This is a genomic window from Vibrio quintilis (assembly GCF_024529975.1).
GTDB classification, from domain to species: domain Bacteria; phylum Pseudomonadota; class Gammaproteobacteria; order Enterobacterales; family Vibrionaceae; genus Vibrio; species Vibrio quintilis.
Genome location: NZ_AP024898.1, coordinates 1193958 through 1212260 on the forward strand (window position 1 = coordinate 1193958; position 18303 = coordinate 1212260).

Sequence of the window (18303 nt, forward strand, 5' to 3'; positions counted from 1 at the left end):
CAATCCGATAATGACAGAGTTATAAATTTTTATTCTTATTTATGTAATCACTGCTTCAAATTCTGTCACCATAATAACCATACCCTTTTCATGGGAAAGATTGTTTATAAGAATAATTAGCTTTTTATCAGATGGATGACATAAAAATGATAATTCACAAAAGAAGTGTTCTGGCACTGGCAATGATTGCAGCACTGGCTGGATGTGATGACGACACTGCAGGTAATAACACATCAGATAGTATCTACACTTCCAGCGTCACGAGCGGAAGAACACTCACCAATACGGCTGACGTAGTTAAGATTGGCTCTGAAACAACAGATGACACGGTAACACTGACTATTGGCGCAACGTCCGACCTGCACGGTCGTCTGTTTGGCTATGATTATGCGCTGCTCTCTAATGATGCAGACGCGGGTTTAACCCGGATTGGCACCCTTATCAATCAGGTCCGGGCCAGTGATGCTGATACCCTTTTAATCGATATCGGTGACACGGTTCAGGGTAACTCAGCTTCGCTGTTTAACGACCTGCCGACACACCCGATGGTCAGTGCGCTGAATACACTTGAATACAACGTTTGGGTGCCAGGGAATCACGAATTTAACTTTGATCGTTCATTTGTTGACCGTAATCTGGAAAACTTTGACGGTGCCGTGATTTCCAGCAATATCAAATGGGAAAACACCGAAGTCAGCTACCTCAAACCATACCAAATCTTTAACATCAAAGGTGTCACCGTTGCAGTGATTGCAGTGACGCCGTCTTATGTACCAAACTGGGAAGCTTCTGCCCCCGAACATTACGCGGAGCTTTCTTTTGAAGATGAACTGACGTCAGTGACCGCTGCCGTCGATGATGCAATCACAAATTACAGTCCGGATGTGGTGATTGGCGCCTTCCATTTAGGCCGGAATGATAATGGCAGTGGTGTTTATCAGATAGCATCCAAACTGGCAGATAAATTTGATGTCATTTTCGCAGGTCATGAACATGCGGAATATATCGAAGAAGTACAAAAAGATGCTTATAGCAGCAGTTACAGTGGTGAAGATATCGCGACCAGCGGCAGTGATCATGGCACCGAAGATAAATCTGCCTCCGGAACTTACAATGAAAGCACCCGCGCTGCCAATGTAAAAATTATCGAACCCGGCAAATGGGGCTGGGCACTGGCGACGGCAAGCATCGAACTGCATAAAGATGATGATGGCAAGTGGAAAATGACAGATACCACGCTGGCCAACCTGCACACTTATTCTGAATCTGATCATACTTCAGTTGCTGATCAGCAGACGCTGTCTGATGAATATCAATGGGTGCATGAGCAATCCCTTGCTGATGCCAGCGCAGAACTGGGGACAGTCACCGGAAACTTCACCCCGTCTTCAACCGGACATGAAGATGAAGCAACCGGTGAAGCGTACGACTCCGATGCCGGTCGTCTGTATTCAACCATTCATTATGCCAAAGTCCACGATACACCGCTGATGGACTTTATTAATCAGATTCAGCTGGAGAAAACCAGTGCTGATGTCTCTGCGGCTTCCCTGTTCTCAGACCATACTAATCTGATCAATGGTGAAACCTACACCAAAGCCAAATCATCTGAGTTGTATAAGTACGACAATACGTTGATGGGCATCAAAATGACCGGTGCAAATCTGAAGAAATTTATGGAATGGTCGTACAGTTACTTTAATGCTTACACTGCCGGTGATCTGACCGTATCTTTCCGCACTGGTGCCAAGTCCTATAACTATGATCAGTTCGATGGCACGATAAAATATACAGTTGACCTGACCGGTGATGCTTACAGTCAAAGCAAGAATAGCGACGGTTCTTATACGGTGACCAATCCGGGCTCCCGGGTTCAGATCTCTGAAATTGCCGGTAAAGCCTTCGACGAAACAGCCACTTACAAAGTTGCTGTCAACAGCTATCGCTTTGGTACACAGCTGAAAACTTACGGTTGGGCCACCAGCGATGACGTGTATTATGAATCGACCAACGAAGCAGTCTATGCTATCCGCGATATGCTGACCGATTATGTACAAACCAACAAAGGCATCAATGTTGATGATTTTGATGACAACATGAACTGGTCTTTCGTACAGGATGCTGCGATTGCCGCTGCCCGGACCGATGGCGATAAAGGCCAGGCATTATGGGAAAAACTGCAAAACAAACAAATCTGTATTCAGATTGACTGGGATAACGCCAAATATCCCGGCATTGCCGTTTCCCTTAACCCGGATAACAGTGACAGTTATTTTGCAAATGCAGACTATGTGTCTTCCGGCACTGGCACAGCAGAAGCATGTAACACCAATCCTGATGAATAATCAGCATTGAAGCACCTCAATCAGCAACGGGATATCGCCCGTTGCTGATTATTGCAGATCACCGTGAGTTAATCATGATTCATTCATCACTGTTGGCTCATAACCTTTGATTTAATCATCGTTCAAACATCATAAAAACATGCTGAAAAAATATAGTTTTCCGATCATCATTGCGCTGATTTCCACCCTCATTTTCTGTTTCTCTCCCGGCCTGAGTGAGCACATTCGTCCGAAATCTCCACTGGTTCAACACTTTGTTGAAGCGAAAGTCACCCGGATGGTTTCTCAGGAGTTGTCTCCCGATCCTCATGTACCCTCGGTTATCACCGGCCGGCAAATCTTCTTCGCAAAGATTTTAGAAGGTGCAGAAAAAGGGAAGGAAGTCCGTATCACCAATCCGCTCAGCCGCCAGCATAATGTGTATGTACAAGCTGGCGATCACTTTATTATGATGATCCGGCTGAAAAAGGACGGACAGCCATATTACTGGGCATTCAACCACAAACGCTCTCCTGCTATTTACGCCATGCTGACTATCTTTTTGCTGCTGCTGCTCAGTTTTGGCAAAAAAGAAGGGCTGAACTCGGTAGTTTCCCTCTATTTCACAGCAGCACTGATTACCGGCGTCTTAATTCCGGCAATTTTTGCCGGATGGAACCCGGTGCTGCTGACTATTGTGCTGATGGGGCTGAAAATCGTCGTCAATTATATTCTTGTCTGCGGTTATAACCACAAAAGCTTTTGCGCCATGATCGGCACACTGCTCGGTGTGATTGCCGCCGGTGCATTTTCACAGATCTTCGGGGAAATGGCGCACCTGTCCGGCATTTATCTGGACAAAGGTGAAGACATTGTTTATCTGACCACCGCTCACCCGGTTCAAATCCGCTGGCTGATGTTTACCGCGATTATGATTTCTGCGCTGGGTGCCGTCATGGATGTTGCAATCTCCATCTCTTCTTCTTACCACGAGCTCAGTCAGGCAGATCCAACCCTGACACCGGCCCAACTGCGCAAAGCAAGCATGAATATCGGCCGCGACATCATGGGTACCATGACCAACACGCTGATTCTCGCGATTGCCGGCGGCTCCCTGACCACCATGATGATGGTGTGGGGATTTAACATGCCGGTGATTCAGTTTATCAATACACCGTTGGTCACCATGGCTGTGGTACATGGACTGGCGGGCAGTATCGGTATTGTCCTGACGATTCCACTGACCGCATGGGCGTGTTCGGCGCTGTTTCCGGTGAAAATCCGGGAGAAGGAAATCATCTGAGGGGTATAGCGCTAATGAATAGAAAATGATTATACCCAAGCAACCTGAAGATGCAGGATTCAGGTTGTTTGGGTATCAATCGTATCGCCAACTTTACGTTATTCAGAACGCCTATCAATCCTTATTCAGGAAGCTCCCGTAGTCCCATAAGCAGAAAAGTCCGGGTAGCAAAGCCAAACCAGCACAACAGGGACACACACTCTTTATGTGGAAAAACAACACTTTCTGAAATTTCAGGGAATATAAATCACAGCTTATCAAATGGATAACCGCTTTTTCATACCCCTGTGCTAAACTCATTATTGACAGTTCAGTCAAATAAAAGGATGTGCAAATGAAACAGATTGGAATGAGAAAATTATTGATTTTTTCAGTGATGTTACTGGTTGGACTCTCTGTCGCTATATCAAGTTATGTACTTTATTCGAATGAAAAAGAAACAATTCATAATATTGTGATGGATCAGACACGATCCTATACAAAGAATAAAGCAGCCAATGTTCAGGGTATCATCGGCGAAAAAGCCGGAGGACTCCGGAGTCTGTCAGGCCGGTATATCAACAAGGGCCTGTCGGGAAGTGATGAAGAAGTGATCGAACAAACCCGCTTTCTGGCCAGAGCAATGAATCTGAACAGTGCGCTGATCGCTTTTGAAAATGGTGATGCTTTCTGGAACCAGACTGCGGCAAGCTGGCCGAATCATAAACTGGATGGCGACGTCAAAGAAAAAGGCTGGTATCAGGCCGGCAGAAAATCAAGCAGCACCACTGTCACCAACCCTTACCTTTTTGATGGTGACTATTGGATCACCATGGTCGATAAGATCAAAGATGGCGTCATTGCCGTCGAATACAAACTGACATTTTTAAACGAAATTGTTTCTCAGGCTATTGATATACCAGGTTCTGCTGCAGTAATCATGACTCAGGACACAACATTCCTGGCATCGTCATCAAACGCAATCAAGGCCGGAGAGAAAGGTGCGAACTATGACTGGTTCCGCCACGCAGCTCAGGAAGCAGTCAGTAAGGAAAGTGCTGTAACAGAGTACAGCTTAAATGGGGTGGATAAACTGCTGTTCTCACACCGGATTAAAGTCGCGGATAAAAACTGGTATTTTGCGATAGGACTTGATAAGTCCGTGGCTTTCGGCTCACTGGAAGCAGCAAGAAATAATTCAATTCTTATCGCCTTTATTGCAACTTTAATCAGTGTGGCAATTGCGTATGCCTTAATTCAATGGCTATATCGCCCTATCCTGTCTTTAAGGGATACGATTACAGCCTTATCCAGCGGAGATGGTGACTTAACCCAGAGGCTGAAAGTGGAAAGTAAAGATGAGCTGGGACAGATCGCGCATGGCGTCAACCGGTTTATTGAAAATCTCCAGAACATCATGCTCGAAATCAAGGGAGCCACCTCGACCTTAGAATCAAACGTAGGCCGCCTCAGAGACCAGTCTGAACGAAGCAGTTCTATTCTGCAGAGCCATGTTTCAGAAACCGAGCAAATCGTAACTGCCATCGAAGAGATGAATTCGACCGCCTCATCAATGGCAACGGATGCAGCAAATACTGCAAACCTGACCCAGCAAGCCAATGAAACAAGTATTGAATCACGCAGAATTGTTGAACAGTCCCAGCAAACTGTATCGGCTTTAATCTCAGATGTAGATAAAGCTGCACTCGATGTACAGCAAATGAATGATGAAACCCAAAATATCAATACGATTTTGAATGTGATCGGTGATATTGCGGAGCAGACAAACTTACTGGCACTGAATGCAGCAATAGAAGCGGCACGGGCCGGAGAACAGGGCCGGGGTTTTGCCGTTGTTGCGGATGAAGTCCGGAATCTGGCCAGCAGGACCAAAGATAGTACAGAAGAAATAGAAACCGCACTCGATAGTTTGCTGAAAGGAACCAAAGTTGTGGTGGGCTCGATGGATAGCACAAAAGACAGATGTCAGGAAACCGCAGAAGGCGCCGGAGAAGTATCAAGCAGCCTTGAAACCATGACCCGGTTTGTCGATGAAATTAATGACCTGAGTACACAAATCGCGACGGCAGCAGAAGAGCAAAGCAGTGTGACACAGGAACTCAGCCGGAATATGTCCGCAATCAACGATATCGTCCGGGAACTCGATACGAACGGGCAGCAGGTCAATCATGATGCTCAGGAAATTTCGGATGTAAACCAGCAACTCTCCTCCATTGTAGGCCGGTTTAAACTGTAAAACGCGGGCAAATCTATCATGACGGGAGCCTGAGTCTGAAGGCTCCCTGGCATGAATCCGGAGCCCTTTGGGAATGTTTTCTGATACCAGTGAACGGCCCAGCCCTTCAATTGCATATTTGCTTGCGCCATACAGAGGGCCAACAGCCCTACTCCGTTGCTTCATGAATCGCTTCTTTTGTTCCCTGAACAGCGTCACTGGTCACTTCTTTGGTCTTACTCCAGATTTCAGCCGAATCACTTTTCACACCTTCCCATGTCCCGGAACACCCGCTAAGAAAAAGTGCCATGGTCACTGCTGTCAGTATAAACTTCATTGAATACTCCTTACATACGTCTGATTATTTCATGTTCAACCGGATTGTAAGTATATAGATGTCGGTATTACATCAGGCCAGAGCCACGTTAAATTTTTCAGCATCATGATGAAAACACGCGCTACTATTTATATATACCCGGGCAACCTGAAGATGCAGGATTCAGCGTGCAGCCGAAAGGTACAGTTCAAGGAAAGAGAATGCGGGAATGTACGCACTGTTGATTCAAAAGTGTATCGTTGATGACAAGGGAAGAAATTTATGCCTGAGAAAATACTGATCACAGGTGCGACAGATGGAATCGGACTTGCGACTGCCAGAACCCTGGTTGAGCAGGGCCATCATGTGTTAATTCATGGCCGCAATCCGGAAAAATTACAAAAAACAGAAGTCCTCCTTTCCGCAATGGGAAAAACGGACAGTTATTTATCAGATCTGTCAGATCTTGCGGATGTAAAACGCTTTGCAGAAACCATCACCGAAAAGCATCAGTCACTTGATGTATTAATTAATAATGCCGGCATTCTGAGAACTCCCCACTCAAGAACAGCGGACGGGCTGGATGTTCGTTTTGTCGTGAATACGGTTGCACCCTATTTGCTGACCAAAAAACTATTACCTTTATTCAGTCAGCATGGCCGGATCATCAATTTATCTTCTGCGGCGCAGTCACCATTAAGCATCGGGGCATTGATGGGGCAATGTGGTGAAATGGAAGCAATGAATGCTTATTCGCAAAGCAAGTTAGCCATCACCATGTGGTCTTATGCTCTGTCAGAACAACAGGATCACCATGCACCAGTGATTATTGCGGTTAATCCGGGGTCTTTACTGGGAAGTAAAATGGTTAAAGACGGTTTCGGGATCGCCGGAAAAGATATTCGTATCGGCGCTGATATATTGGTTCAGGCCGCTTTGTCCGATGAATTCAAAGAGGCTGGAGGATTGTATTTTGATAATGATTCAGGCCAGTTCACCGTGCCACACCCTGACGCCCGGGATATAAACAAAGGCAAAGAACTCATCCGGTTACTCGAAAAAATAATTGCAGATTATATACCCAAGTAACCTGAAGGTGCATCTTGAGGTCATGTGGGTATATACCCTGCATTGTAAGCCCATTTGTCTTTTATTTTTTCAGTTCATATCCTACCTTTATATTTCAGGGGTTTTCTATTACAAAAAGTCGGAATTTTATTATGGGAAGAGGCGTTTCTCTTTTTTTAATCTGTTTTTTTATCAGTACCAGTATTTATGCAGCTAACCATCGTTATATCAGTAACGGGAAAACAGCCTGGTATGGCTATGATGCTCCATTTGACGGCATGAGACTCGGTGGCGATAAAGATTTGAGTGTTGAAGAAGTCAGCGTCGATACTCACGCCTTTGTCAAAGGTGCGTTCAGTAAAGAAGAAATAAAGACGATGAAGGGACACAAAAGTAATGACTACACCTGTCCGAATGGTTATATCGTCACCTCTTTATATTATGTTCAGGATAAATCTGACGGGGCGACAAATAATCAACGTAGTATTGAAAAATTTAAATGCAGGGAACTACGTAAATCATTTGTATTTAAAAAGCTGATTAAATTTGAACTCATCGATGTCAATATTAATCACCGGACAAGAACCCCGTTAAATAAAGGGGAGTTTGCTGACTGTACTGACGGCCAATATATTGTTGGCTTCAATTATGCGAACAAAGGCGACAAACACATAAAAGAAGTCATTTGTCAGCCTTTTGCCTATGATTTTACCTCGAATCTGCCTTGTTTTTCCCGGTAAAGGAAAGGCATGCTTTAAACGACCAGAAGGCGGCGGCTTCGGCAAACATAGCAGGCAACGTCTGTCCCTGTGTAAGGCATGTGATTTTCAATCTGACTGATACTCAAACAGCCTGAAGATGCATGATTCAGGTTGCTTGGGTATCAGCCTGTCATTTCTGAAAACGGACCTGAATAAAAAACCCGCTATTTATACAAAAATCAGCCGTACCAAATCTGTTCAGACCAGCGCACTATCATTTGCTACAGGTAACGTCTCTTTTTCTGTTCCGTTATCGATAAAAGTCACCTGCTCGTAATCACCCCGCTGGACCATCAGAATCTTACTGAAGCGGAAAGTGGTTTCGGGTGCAGGGTTCTCTTTGCAGACATAATCAATAACCAAAGTGTGGCCGGAAATATGTGGCGTCTGTTTAAATTCATAATCGGAGACGGCGTTGTTTTCAGGTTCAATCACCGCGATGACAACATGATGAGCGAAATCTTCCACTGTCAGCCAGCGTTGAGAACCCATCACAGCTGCGGGATAAAAAACTTTCTGAAACTGATCAAATTTATCAAAAATAAAATAATGCTTACCAGCTTTAACTTCATGACCGACAACATAGTTATTCACGACCTGATAGGAGACTTCATTTTCATTCTGGCTGACCGTCACCTGCCATACCTGTTCTTCGATAATGTCATCATTCCAGACGCGCATGCGGATAAAGGACAGGGATTCCGGCGCAAGCGTACTTTTCATCGCTTTAAAATAAAAAACCTGGGTATCCCCGACGCCAACGACCTGTGGCGGATGAGGATCGGAATACAACTCTTCACCAACCAAACACAAAGACTCCGGTAACCGGGCAAGACACCAGCGATATCCCGTGCTCATATTTCCTTTTAACGAGATCTGAAAAGTACTGCCTGATTTAACTATTTTTGTATTCGATGAGTTCATAATGATTCCTTCTGACATGTGATCAGTCATTCGCGCCTGTTTCAGAAGACGGATTAACAATATCAGTCTAGTATCATTTAGATTGAACCGCGGAGTTTTATACAATCACATTGCATATTGTCAACATTTACTGAAGGCTGGACAATACCTGTGCAACCAGGCCACGCAATACTTCCGGGTCTGAGGACAAATGAGAATAGCTTCTCAACCCGAAAATACTCATCACCAGGTAATGGCTGAGCATCCGGGCATTTTGTTGTGATGATATTTCTCCCCGCTGCTGGCCCAGGCTGATTTTTTCTGTAATCAGCGCCTGCCAGTCAGACAATAACCGGCAAATATGACTTTCCATGTCATCATCCTGTTGGTGCATATCACTCAAGGCCTTTTGCATCAGGCACCCCGTCTGATGTTCACAGGAGTGAAGAAGCAACTCAAAATAACACCGGAACCCTTCGACAATGGTTTGCTGACTGGTGAAACAGCTCTCAAATTTTTGTCGGGATGACTGAGCATAATGCTCCAGTGCCGCCAGCAACAGTCCCCGTTTATTACCGAATGCACAGTAAATTGATCCCGGATGCAACCCGGTCACCTGTTTCAGGTCCTGCATACTGGTTTTGTTGTAACCCTTGTCAACAAAAGCATTCATCGCGGCACAAAGCACCTTCTCGCGATCAAACTCAGCCACTCTCATGGTCCATTCCTCTCTGTTTTCTCACCACCACTTTACTGTTTCCTGACCCATGAAACAAACATTCCTGAACGATCATTCAAAAATATATTGAATGATCGTTCAAGAATAGCTTAGGATAGATCCCATCCATTAATGATGACGCTCAGCAAAAGGAAAACAGGTTATGACAGACGTACTATTTCAGCCTTATCCACTAAACGGCACACTCACACTGAAAAACCGGATTATTATGGCACCACTGACACGCTGCATGGCCAGTGAAGATTTGGTTCCAACCGAAGCGATGGCAGCATATTATGCACGCCGGGCAGAAACCGGACTGATCATTACTGAAGCGACAATTATCCGGCCGGACGGACAAGGCTATCCGAACACGCCAGGAATTTTCACCGCTGCACAGATTGCCGGATGGAAAAAAGTCACAGATGCGGTTCATGCCAGTGACGGGAAGATTTTCCTTCAGCTCTGGCACACCGGGCGGGTTGCTCACCCACATTTTCATGGTGGTGATGCACTGGCGCCTTCTCCACTGGCAGCTGAAGGTTCAGTGCCACGAATGCGTGAACTTGAATATACTGTTCCCAAAGCGGTGACAACAGAAGATATCAATCAGCTGATTACGGATTATGGCCAGGCGGCAGAAAATGCAGTAGAAGCCGGATTTGATGGCGTAGAAATTCACGGAGCCAATGGTTATCTGATTGACCAGTTCCTTCACTTTGATACCAATCAACGTGACGATCATTACGGAGAAAGTCCGGAGAATATGGCCCGTTTTGCCCTTGAAGTAGTTGATGAAGTGATCAAACGTATCGGTGCTGACCGTACAGGTTTGCGCTTATCTCCGGGGGCATACTTTGGATTAAAACCCGATTCGCGCGATCGTGCCGTGTTCGACTACCTGTTACCTGCATTAGAAACCCGAAGCCTTGCTTATCTGCATGCCGGCATTTTTGATGACAGTATGACATTTGATGTTCTGGGAGGAGCAACAACCTCACAATATTTACGGGAAAAATATTCCGGGACGCTGATCGGTGTCGGTAGTTATACAGCAGACACCGGTTCGCAGGCAATTCAGGAAAATAAATTTAATTTACTGGCAATCGGTCGCCCGTTGATTGCGAACCCTGATTACGTCAGTACAGTCCGCTCAGGTGAACCACTGAAAGAATATTCAGAGGAAATGCTGACTGAGCTGATTTAAATCATATACCCAGGGTCAGTTGACCCCGGGGAAACCATTTTTGATTGACTCTCAATCCGGCCTGCACTTTTTTCCACTGCCTTTTCGGTGCAGGCCATTTTTTAATCACCTTCTCAGGGTTATCTGACTCCATTTTCCACATACTTCATTGACACACATATTTCATAAAAAACTGTGATCTGCCGCAATATCATCTTCTGAACCGCTGTCATCGGCCATTATCTGTTTACCCGGTTTTCAACCTTGTGTACGCTGAACAAATGAAAATATCAAACACCAGTAACAAGCAATAAAAACAGTATGATACTGAGACCAGCATGCCCATATAGCATGACAAGGCTGATGTCTTCGTTGCACCCGGTCGTCATGCTATATAGACTATGTATATAGCATGATATCGATTCAAGGAATGTAGTATGGCTACAGGTTCAGTATTTACCAATAACCGTTCACAAGCGGTCCGTCTTCCTGCCGGAACCCGCTTCCCGGAAGAGGTAAAAAAAGTGACAGTCAGAGTCGTCGGTAAAGAACGTATTCTCTCCCCGGTTGATAATACCTGGGATAGTTTTTTCACATCAGAAGAAGCCGTCAGTGATGATTTTATGACGGAACGTGCATCGCAAGAACAGCAAGAGCGGGAGCCATTCTGATGCTGAAATATATGCTGGATACAAATATCGTGATCTACATCATCAAAAAAAGGCCGATTAAAGTCCTTGAAAGCTTCAATCGTTGTGTCGGGCAGTTGTGTATCAGTTCCGTCACACTGGCAGAACTGATACACGGTGCGGAAAAAAGCGCCCGGCCAGAACACAACATGCGGCAGGTTGAAGATTTTACTTCCCGCCTTGAAATACTGGACTACACACCAAAAGCAGCTGCGCATTATGGTGATATCCGTGCGATGCTCGAAATACAGGGAATACCTATTGGTATCAATGATTTACATATTGCAGCCCACGCCAGAAGTGAAGGCCTGGTTATTGTGACGAACAACATGCGGGAATTTACACGGGTTGAAGCCCTGCGGGTAGAAAACTGGATCGCCTGAACGGTTCATCAGAAAAAAGACGAGACATGAATGACAGCCATACCTCTGATATATCACCCGATATACTCTGTTCTTGAGTTACCTGAAGGCCACCGCTATCCGATGAATAAGTACCGGCTGTTGTATGAAGTCATTCAGGCTGATTACGGATCAGAGCCGTTCATCTGGTTCGTCCCGGAAAAACTACCACTGGATGTAATTACTGAAGTGCACGCTCAGGATTATACCGAGGCATTATTCAACGGGCGGTTACCGGCCGCAAAAATGCGCCGGATTGGTTTTCCCTGGAGCGACATGCTGATCGAGCGCACCCGTTATTCAGCCGGAGGAACCGTGATGACCGCTGCGCTGGCTCAGCAACATGGGCTAGCCATTCACCTCAGCGGCGGCTATCACCATGCTCATCATGATTTCGGCAGCGGATTTTGTCTGATCAATGATCTGGTACTGGCCGCACATCAGTCTCTGAAGCATCCAGACATCGACACAGTGATGATTATCGACAGTGACGTCCACCACGGAGACGGCACTGCAAGCTTGTGTCAGAACAACCGGCAAATCATCACGGTTTCTTTCCATTGTGAGAAAAATTTTCCCTCCCGTAAACCACCCTCTGACTACGATATCCCGTTCGAAAAATTCGCCACAGATAAAACTTTCCTGACGGCATTCCGGGAAGTCGTAACGATGGCTTTATCTCATCATCAGTCCGATCTGATCATTTACGATGCAGGTGTTGATATTCATGAAGAAGATGAGCTGGGTCATCTGAATGTCTCTTCAGGCGCAATTGCAGAGCGGGATCAGTGGATGATCTCACAGGCACATCGTCTGCAAATCCCGATGGCCTGTGTTGTTGGCGGTGGTTACAGAACCGATCATGGTGCTCTGGTGCCGCATCACATGCGATTGATTGATGCGGCATACCAGCATGCCTGTTCCCGGAAATAGTCACGGAATGAGGGGATGAAAGCGTAACCGCACTGACAAAGACCGGTAAAATTATCAGAACTGAAGCAATTATCGTTACCGGTCCCAGTATGACTCTTCAAGGCAGTCTTCGCGCTCCGGCAATCCTCTCGATAAACGCGGTGAATGCTGTACCAATACCTCGTAGCTGACACGGTTCGCATATTTACACACCTGAGAAAAAGAAGAATAAGTCAGGCAGCTGTAGTCATGTTTTCGCGAATTAGGCACATTCGCCTGATGGAACCCATTGGCGGCCATATCATGCAGGATCGCGGCAAGGGCTGCATCACCGGCACCATTGGTATTTTTTATTTTTTCCGGCCCGCCCATGTATGGAGAGATGTGAGAATAGACTCTGACAGGTTGAGAGCAGTCACTCTTCCTCATTGGCCGGCTAAATTCATACTGATTAAATTCCGCAATTGACCCTGGCAATAAAGGCCGGCTGGTTTCTCTTTTCGCTTCATCTTCGGTATAACCAGCCATGAACAAACCGACAGGCCCGGCGGTACACAGCACCATATCTGCCCAGTCCAGTGTTTTATCTGCCGCCTGCAGCGGGTCAGCAATGCCTGTCAGAGCCTGCGCTTCTTCTTCATTCATCGCAACCACGGTGATGTGATCCCGAATAAATGACTGCCAGAAATCCACGTTCTGCGCGATCATGTATTTCGTGCCCAGCGTTAACACAATCGGTACATGATATTTTTTTGCATACTCAATTGACTGCATTGCAGCATTAGCAATTGGTTCGCCTTCTTTACAACGCAGCAAATAAGAACTTAATACCAGCGCAGAAGCCGTTTTAAAGATCGCTTCCGGGATACTATCAGAACGGAGATAATTCATTTTGCCGGCATTAATCGCAAAGGTCCTTTCACCGTTATCTGAAATCAGCGTAAAACAACGCCCGATCGGACCATCCACCCCCTGAAGATAATTAAGATCAACCCGGCTGGATGTATTGGATAAATACTGATATCCATAGCTACCAATCCGGATGTTTTCACTCATCACCCCCAGCAATGTCGATTTGGCATCCGCCAGCACAGAATAGTTATGTAAGGTATTCCCGATAGTGCCACCAGCAAACTGATCGGTAATCAGCTGACGCTCTGCCAGCTCCTGATATAACGCTTCCGCTTTCACATCATCGATGACCAGAGACTGACCAGGAGATAACTCATACTTCTCAATCAGCGCGTCAGGTACTTTCGCCTCAATATCAACGATAACCTGTGCCATACCAATGACATGGTTAAAAGTTAAGGTGTGATTTGCTGTATTCGGGACGATGAGCGTGTCGCGCTCAGAGACAGGGAAATAGTGCTTTGATTTTCGTTGACCGGGAAACTTCATACTGCGCCTGTTTGTTGATAGCGTTCATTGATAACAAAGGGCGCAATTTTATATGGTCCGTGACAGAGGTGCAATTTTTCCGGCCGGGAAAACCCGGCGCGACATCATTCTGAATACCAGAGGAACCAGACAACAATGGATGCCACGATAAAGATCAGTGATCTTTTTCTCTCTTTACTGTTGGTTGACATCGCAATCAGGCCAAGCTGCGAGATAATCATAACCCCCAGTACCATCAGCATAAACAGAATACTGTGAATAGTAATCACATCGTCATAAGAAACAGAAACCGATGGTTCCATCCCGGGTGTCCACTCATATTGGTGACGGGGAAAAAGAACTAACAGACTTAAGCCAATAAAAAAAACTAAATGTGCAATAAACCTGATCAAAGGTCTCATTCTCAGATCTCCAATACGTTATAAATCCACTGATAAAACAGGGCAAAAATATGCGTGATCCCCGGAAAAACAGTCAGTGAGAGTATAGAAATAAAAACACCTGAAGAATAAGTTTGTTCTTATGTGTGAATGAATATCACATATTGAATCATCAAATGCGAAAAAATCGCACAACAAAGCAGGATTACTCCCGCCAGTGTTGTGGTTCACTCAACGCTTGCGAGCACTGAACAGTGCCTTTGACCTGGCCAAGATAATTGTGGTTCAGCTCCTGGACCATCCATGCTCCGGCATGCTCTTCCGGAATCGGATAAGGTGCACTCAAGCCTAAAGAACCCGCCGGACGGAATCCACATCGTGGGTAATAATCCGCATGTCCTAACACAAAAACAAAATCCACTCCCGCCTGTTTGAGTTGTTCTAACCCTTCATTGATTAGCTGCAACCCGACTCCACCTTTCTGGCTATCCGGTATAATTGCAAGCGGTGCCAGTATCTGGGCAGATAACGGTACATCAGCTCCGTTAACCTCAGCTTTGGTAAACAGCACATGGCCCACAAGGCGCTTACCTTCAACTGCCACTAAAGACAGGACCGGCATTGCCGTCGTATCATGCATTAAATCATCAACAAGTTTTGCAATCACACTTCCTTTATCATCGCCAAAAGCATGCTGGTGAATTTCAAGAATTCCGCAGCGGTCTGATTCAGTTGATTGTCTGATTTCCATTGTTATTTCCTCCGTGTCATTTGACAAAATGAAACTAAATTCATAATAATTATACCAATTATTTTTCACAACATTGGAAGGAATTTTTAACAATATGTATGATCGCCTCAGAAGGTATTCATTTATAAGGCAAAGATATGCCTGCCATGACCATATTATCCATAAGGCCCGGCAACTACACTAAACAGAACAAAGTGCAAAAAGTTAACCCATTGAATATATCCATTTCAGGGTAAAACCAGCCACATCAATAACAAACTTGCCGATAGCCCCAGAATAAATAATCCCCAAAGTGTACCGACATTGGTTTCATCACCAAACTTATCTGAGATCTTTAATGAACGGGCAAAGAGCACACATCCTGAATAGCCACCAGGCAGTAGTAACCCGCCACCAACAATTAACACGATAATTTGAAATGTGGACATAGCAACCACCTATTCAATATCGACTTCACGAACATTTTTTTGCGTTTTACATGCTTCGACATGGGTACGAGTCATCTCACGCAAATTTTCACCATCGGGAATGGCTTTCAGGGTTATATACTCAAACAGCCTCAAGATGCATGATTCAGCGTGCAGCCGAAAGGTACAGTTCAAGTCCCCACCTTTCAAATTATCCTGACACAGAAATGTGCCTTTCAGCTCACGTCCTGCGGGTGAGTTTGTCAGGTTCTGATGCAGCGTGACTGATTTTCAACGTAGAATGACTCTATCTTCAAATCAGTGCCTTGGTCAGAAACCAATCCATTCTCGCTGAACATGGATCTTGATGTCACTTGGGTATAAAGATGTATTCAGACATGGCATACCTCTTTATTTTCTGCTTCATTCAAAGGAGAACAAATAATCTTATCCAGACTTTCTATTGTTTTAAATGTACAAGAGCATATTATATTTTGACATTGATAATAAGATTCCTTGGTCGTTTTTGTCAGGTAGCGGCTGGTTCTTATATGTGCTGGTTTATTACAAATTGGACAACGCATCATAATTATTTACCTAATTTATATTCCTAAATAATAAAAAGATTCAGAGGTAATACGTTCAATTTTATTGTTATTTTTATATATAGTTGCTATCGTTCTGTTTCTGATAATCATTTATTATTTATATGTTTTCCGCTTGTTTTTAATCTATCATTTCCTACACAACAGTGAAGTATTAAGTTTGTTGTGTGACTAATGAAAAAACCATATTTAATATTTGTTCATGAATAAATATGGTTTTATTAAGCCTCCTTAAACAAGAGAGGTTAAATTATGTTATTACAAGATAAAGTTATTACGACTGCATGGTCCCGCGCTGACGCACTGAAAGTGAAATTCGATGATCCGACAACAACGCAGCCAACGGTTGATCTTGAATTTCCTGTGATGGATGAAACGCTTTTTATCTGGGATACCATGCCACTGCGAAAATTAGATGGCACCATTGTTTCAGTCAACGGATGGTCTGTTATTTTCACTCTGACAGCAATCAGAGAACCTGAAAACTATCAAAATGAAGACGGCAGCTATGATATTACTTCGGACTGGAATGCAAGACACGGCCGGGCAAGAATCTGTTACTGGTATGCCAAAGATGGTCAGAGCTGGGCATTCGGTGGCAGGGTGATGGCCGATGGTGTGTCTCCAACCGCCAGAGAATGGGCCGGCACGCCAATCCTTCTCAATGATCAGGGCGAAATTGAGCTCTATTATACCTGCGTCAACCCGGATGCAACGATTGCTAAAGTCAGAGGACATATCACTGAAACCGGAGATAGTGTTCAGTTATCGGACTTTCATGAAGTGACTGAACTATTTACCGCTGATGGCTTTTATTACCAGACCGAAGCGCAAAATACTTACTGGAATTTCAGGGATCCCAGTCCGTTTACAGACCCGAATGACGGCAGGCTCTATATGGTCTTTGAAGGCAATGTTGCCGGTAAACGCGGCAGCCATCAGATCACATCGAAAGATATGGGAGATGTACCGCCGGGCCATGAAGATGTTGGCGGCGCAAAGTATCAGGCCGGATGTATTGGCCTTGCTGTTGCCAAAGACGATAAAGGAGATGACTGGCAGTTGCTGCCGCCGTTGATTACCGCCGTCGGTGTCAACGACCAGACAGAGCGGCCGCATTTCGTATTCAAAGACGGCAAGTATTATCTGTTCACTATCAGCCACCAGTTTACCTATGCGGATGGCCTGACCGGACCGGACGGCGTTTATGGCTTTGTCAGTGACTCACTGTTCGGACCTTATGAACCCTTAAATGGCTCCGGCCTGGTACTGGGAAATCCTTCTTCCCAGCCTTTCCAGACCTATTCACATTGCGTCATGCCGAATGGTCTGGTGACATCATTCATTGACAGCGTTCCTGCACCGGATGACAGTGATTATGATGGTGACTACCGTATCGGAGGAACCGAGGCACCAACGGTGCAGATCAAAATTGAAGGGAACCGGACCTTTGTCGTCAAAGAATACGACTATGGATTTATTCCGCCAATGGAAAACATTTTCATTAAATAGCCGGACAGGTGGTGCATCAATATGCACCACCTGACTTTGGAGGGACAATGGATATAAATATCTCTTTAGATGTAAATAGTTCTTTCGAATTGATAAGATCTTTCTTTAAAGGAGACTCAATTATTCTGAGTCTGCTCACCTCATTTTTTCTGGCAACAGTCAGAGTTATTTATTCAGGCGGAGGTTTATCAGAAATCATTTTTGAAGGCATCATGTGTGGTTGCCTGACATTAATATCTGTATCAATAATAGAATATTTCGGAATATCAAATCAGTTCACAGTATCAATTGGTGGATTTATTGGTTTCATGGGTGCAAATAAAATAAGCTCATGGATTAACCGGTTTATATCAGGAAAAATTTCGTGATATGACTATTGATTTTTTACACAACAGTCCTTCATGTTTTATACCCGGATAACATGAAATCAGCATGGATACGGGGTCCGACA

19 protein-coding genes are annotated in these 18303 nt (G+C 44.9%); 11 read left to right on the plus strand and 8 right to left on the minus strand.

The window, feature by feature from the left end:
* The first annotated feature begins 146 nt into the window (after positions 1–146).
* The 3 genes from OC443_RS23855 to OC443_RS23865 all read left to right on the plus strand — a co-directional run bounded on the left by OC443_RS23855 (position 147) and on the right by OC443_RS23865 (position 5863).
* Complete coding sequence (locus tag OC443_RS23855; protein ID WP_073584275.1) at positions 147–2345, plus strand: bifunctional metallophosphatase/5'-nucleotidase; 2199 nt, start codon at positions 147–149, stop codon at positions 2343–2345.
* 139 nt (positions 2346–2484) lie between these two features.
* Positions 2485–3627, plus strand: coding sequence for a YibE/F family protein (locus tag OC443_RS23860; protein ID WP_073584119.1), 1143 nt, complete (start codon positions 2485–2487; stop codon positions 3625–3627).
* 334 nt (positions 3628–3961) lie between these two features.
* Positions 3962–5863 carry a methyl-accepting chemotaxis protein gene (locus tag OC443_RS23865; protein ID WP_073584121.1) on the plus strand — a complete coding sequence of 634 codons (1902 nt, stop codon included), beginning with the start codon at positions 3962–3964 and terminating at the stop codon, positions 5861–5863.
* Between the two features lie 148 nt (positions 5864–6011).
* Here the strand turns inward: OC443_RS23865 and OC443_RS23870 are convergent, their stop codons facing one another.
* The gene (locus OC443_RS23870; protein ID WP_143169358.1) at positions 6012–6179 is read right to left on the minus strand and encodes an entericidin EcnAB; all 168 of its coding nucleotides are present in this window, start codon (positions 6177–6179) and stop codon (positions 6012–6014) included.
* Between the two features lie 261 nt (positions 6180–6440).
* Between OC443_RS23870 and OC443_RS23875 the strand changes: the two genes are divergently transcribed.
* The gene (locus tag OC443_RS23875) at positions 6441–7247 is read left to right on the plus strand and encodes an SDR family NAD(P)-dependent oxidoreductase (RefSeq protein ID WP_073584123.1); all 807 of its coding nucleotides are present in this window, start codon (positions 6441–6443) and stop codon (positions 7245–7247) included.
* Positions 7248–7378: 131 nt separating this feature from the next.
* On the plus strand, positions 7379–7966 hold the full coding sequence (locus OC443_RS23880) for a hypothetical protein (protein ID WP_073584125.1): 588 nt from the start codon (positions 7379–7381) through the stop codon (positions 7964–7966).
* Positions 7967–8185: 219 nt separating this feature from the next.
* On the opposite strand, the gene OC443_RS23885 is transcribed toward OC443_RS23880, so the two are convergent.
* Together OC443_RS23885 and OC443_RS23890 are read right to left on the minus strand one after the other, a co-directional pair.
* Positions 8186–8911: a protease inhibitor I42 family protein gene (locus OC443_RS23885; protein ID WP_073584277.1), complete on the minus strand. Its 726-nt coding sequence runs from the start codon at positions 8909–8911 to the stop codon at positions 8186–8188.
* Positions 8912–9038: 127 nt separating this feature from the next.
* Positions 9039–9608, minus strand: a complete 570-nt coding sequence (locus OC443_RS23890; RefSeq protein WP_073584127.1) for a TetR/AcrR family transcriptional regulator — start codon at positions 9606–9608, stop codon at positions 9039–9041.
* Between the two features lie 163 nt (positions 9609–9771).
* Here OC443_RS23890 and OC443_RS23895 point away from each other — a divergent pair, with 163 nt between their 5' ends.
* The 4 genes from OC443_RS23895 (at position 9772) to OC443_RS23910 (ending at position 12817) form a co-directional block, all read left to right on the plus strand.
* Positions 9772–10815, plus strand: coding sequence for an alkene reductase (locus OC443_RS23895; protein WP_073584129.1), 1044 nt, complete (start codon positions 9772–9774; stop codon positions 10813–10815).
* Positions 10816–11231: 416 nt separating this feature from the next.
* Positions 11232–11465 (plus strand): type II toxin-antitoxin system VapB family antitoxin, encoded by a 234-nt coding sequence (gene vapB / locus OC443_RS23900; protein WP_073584131.1) that lies wholly within the window; start codon positions 11232–11234, stop codon positions 11463–11465.
* Complete coding sequence (gene vapC / locus OC443_RS23905) at positions 11465–11866, plus strand: type II toxin-antitoxin system tRNA(fMet)-specific endonuclease VapC (RefSeq protein ID WP_073584133.1); 402 nt, start codon at positions 11465–11467, stop codon at positions 11864–11866. Before vapB ends, vapC begins: the two co-directional genes overlap by 1 nt.
* Positions 11867–11896: 30 nt before the next feature.
* Entirely contained in the window at positions 11897–12817 is a 921-nt protein-coding gene (locus OC443_RS23910) for a histone deacetylase family protein (RefSeq protein WP_073584135.1), read from the plus strand.
* A 75-nt stretch (positions 12818–12892) separates the two neighbouring features.
* Here OC443_RS23910 and OC443_RS23915 read toward each other — a convergent pair whose 3' ends face one another.
* The 5 genes from OC443_RS23915 to OC443_RS26445 all read right to left on the minus strand — a co-directional run bounded on the left by OC443_RS23915 (position 12893) and on the right by OC443_RS26445 (position 16322).
* Positions 12893–14197: an inosine/guanosine kinase gene (locus OC443_RS23915; RefSeq protein WP_073584137.1), complete on the minus strand. Its 1305-nt coding sequence runs from the start codon at positions 14195–14197 to the stop codon at positions 12893–12895.
* A 104-nt stretch (positions 14198–14301) separates the two neighbouring features.
* Positions 14302–14598 carry a hypothetical protein gene (locus tag OC443_RS23920; protein WP_073584139.1) on the minus strand — a complete coding sequence of 99 codons (297 nt, stop codon included), beginning with the start codon at positions 14596–14598 and terminating at the stop codon, positions 14302–14304.
* 184 nt (positions 14599–14782) lie between these two features.
* Positions 14783–15328 (minus strand): GNAT family N-acetyltransferase, encoded by a 546-nt coding sequence (locus tag OC443_RS23925; protein WP_073584141.1) that lies wholly within the window; start codon positions 15326–15328, stop codon positions 14783–14785.
* 227 nt (positions 15329–15555) lie between these two features.
* Positions 15556–15756, minus strand: a complete 201-nt coding sequence (locus OC443_RS23930; RefSeq protein WP_073584143.1) for a hypothetical protein — start codon at positions 15754–15756, stop codon at positions 15556–15558.
* Positions 15757–16127: 371 nt separating this feature from the next.
* The gene (locus tag OC443_RS26445; RefSeq protein ID WP_073584147.1) at positions 16128–16322 is read right to left on the minus strand and encodes an ogr/Delta-like zinc finger family protein; all 195 of its coding nucleotides are present in this window, start codon (positions 16320–16322) and stop codon (positions 16128–16130) included.
* A gap of 270 nt (positions 16323–16592) precedes the next feature.
* Between OC443_RS26445 and OC443_RS23935 the strand changes: the two genes are divergently transcribed.
* Together OC443_RS23935 and OC443_RS23940 are read left to right on the plus strand one after the other, a co-directional pair.
* Positions 16593–17852, plus strand: a complete 1260-nt coding sequence (locus OC443_RS23935; RefSeq protein WP_073584149.1) for a glycoside hydrolase family 68 protein — start codon at positions 16593–16595, stop codon at positions 17850–17852.
* Between the two features lie 47 nt (positions 17853–17899).
* On the plus strand, positions 17900–18220 hold the full coding sequence (locus OC443_RS23940) for a phage holin, lambda family (protein WP_073584151.1): 321 nt from the start codon (positions 17900–17902) through the stop codon (positions 18218–18220).
* The last annotated feature ends 83 nt before the right edge of the window (positions 18221–18303 follow it).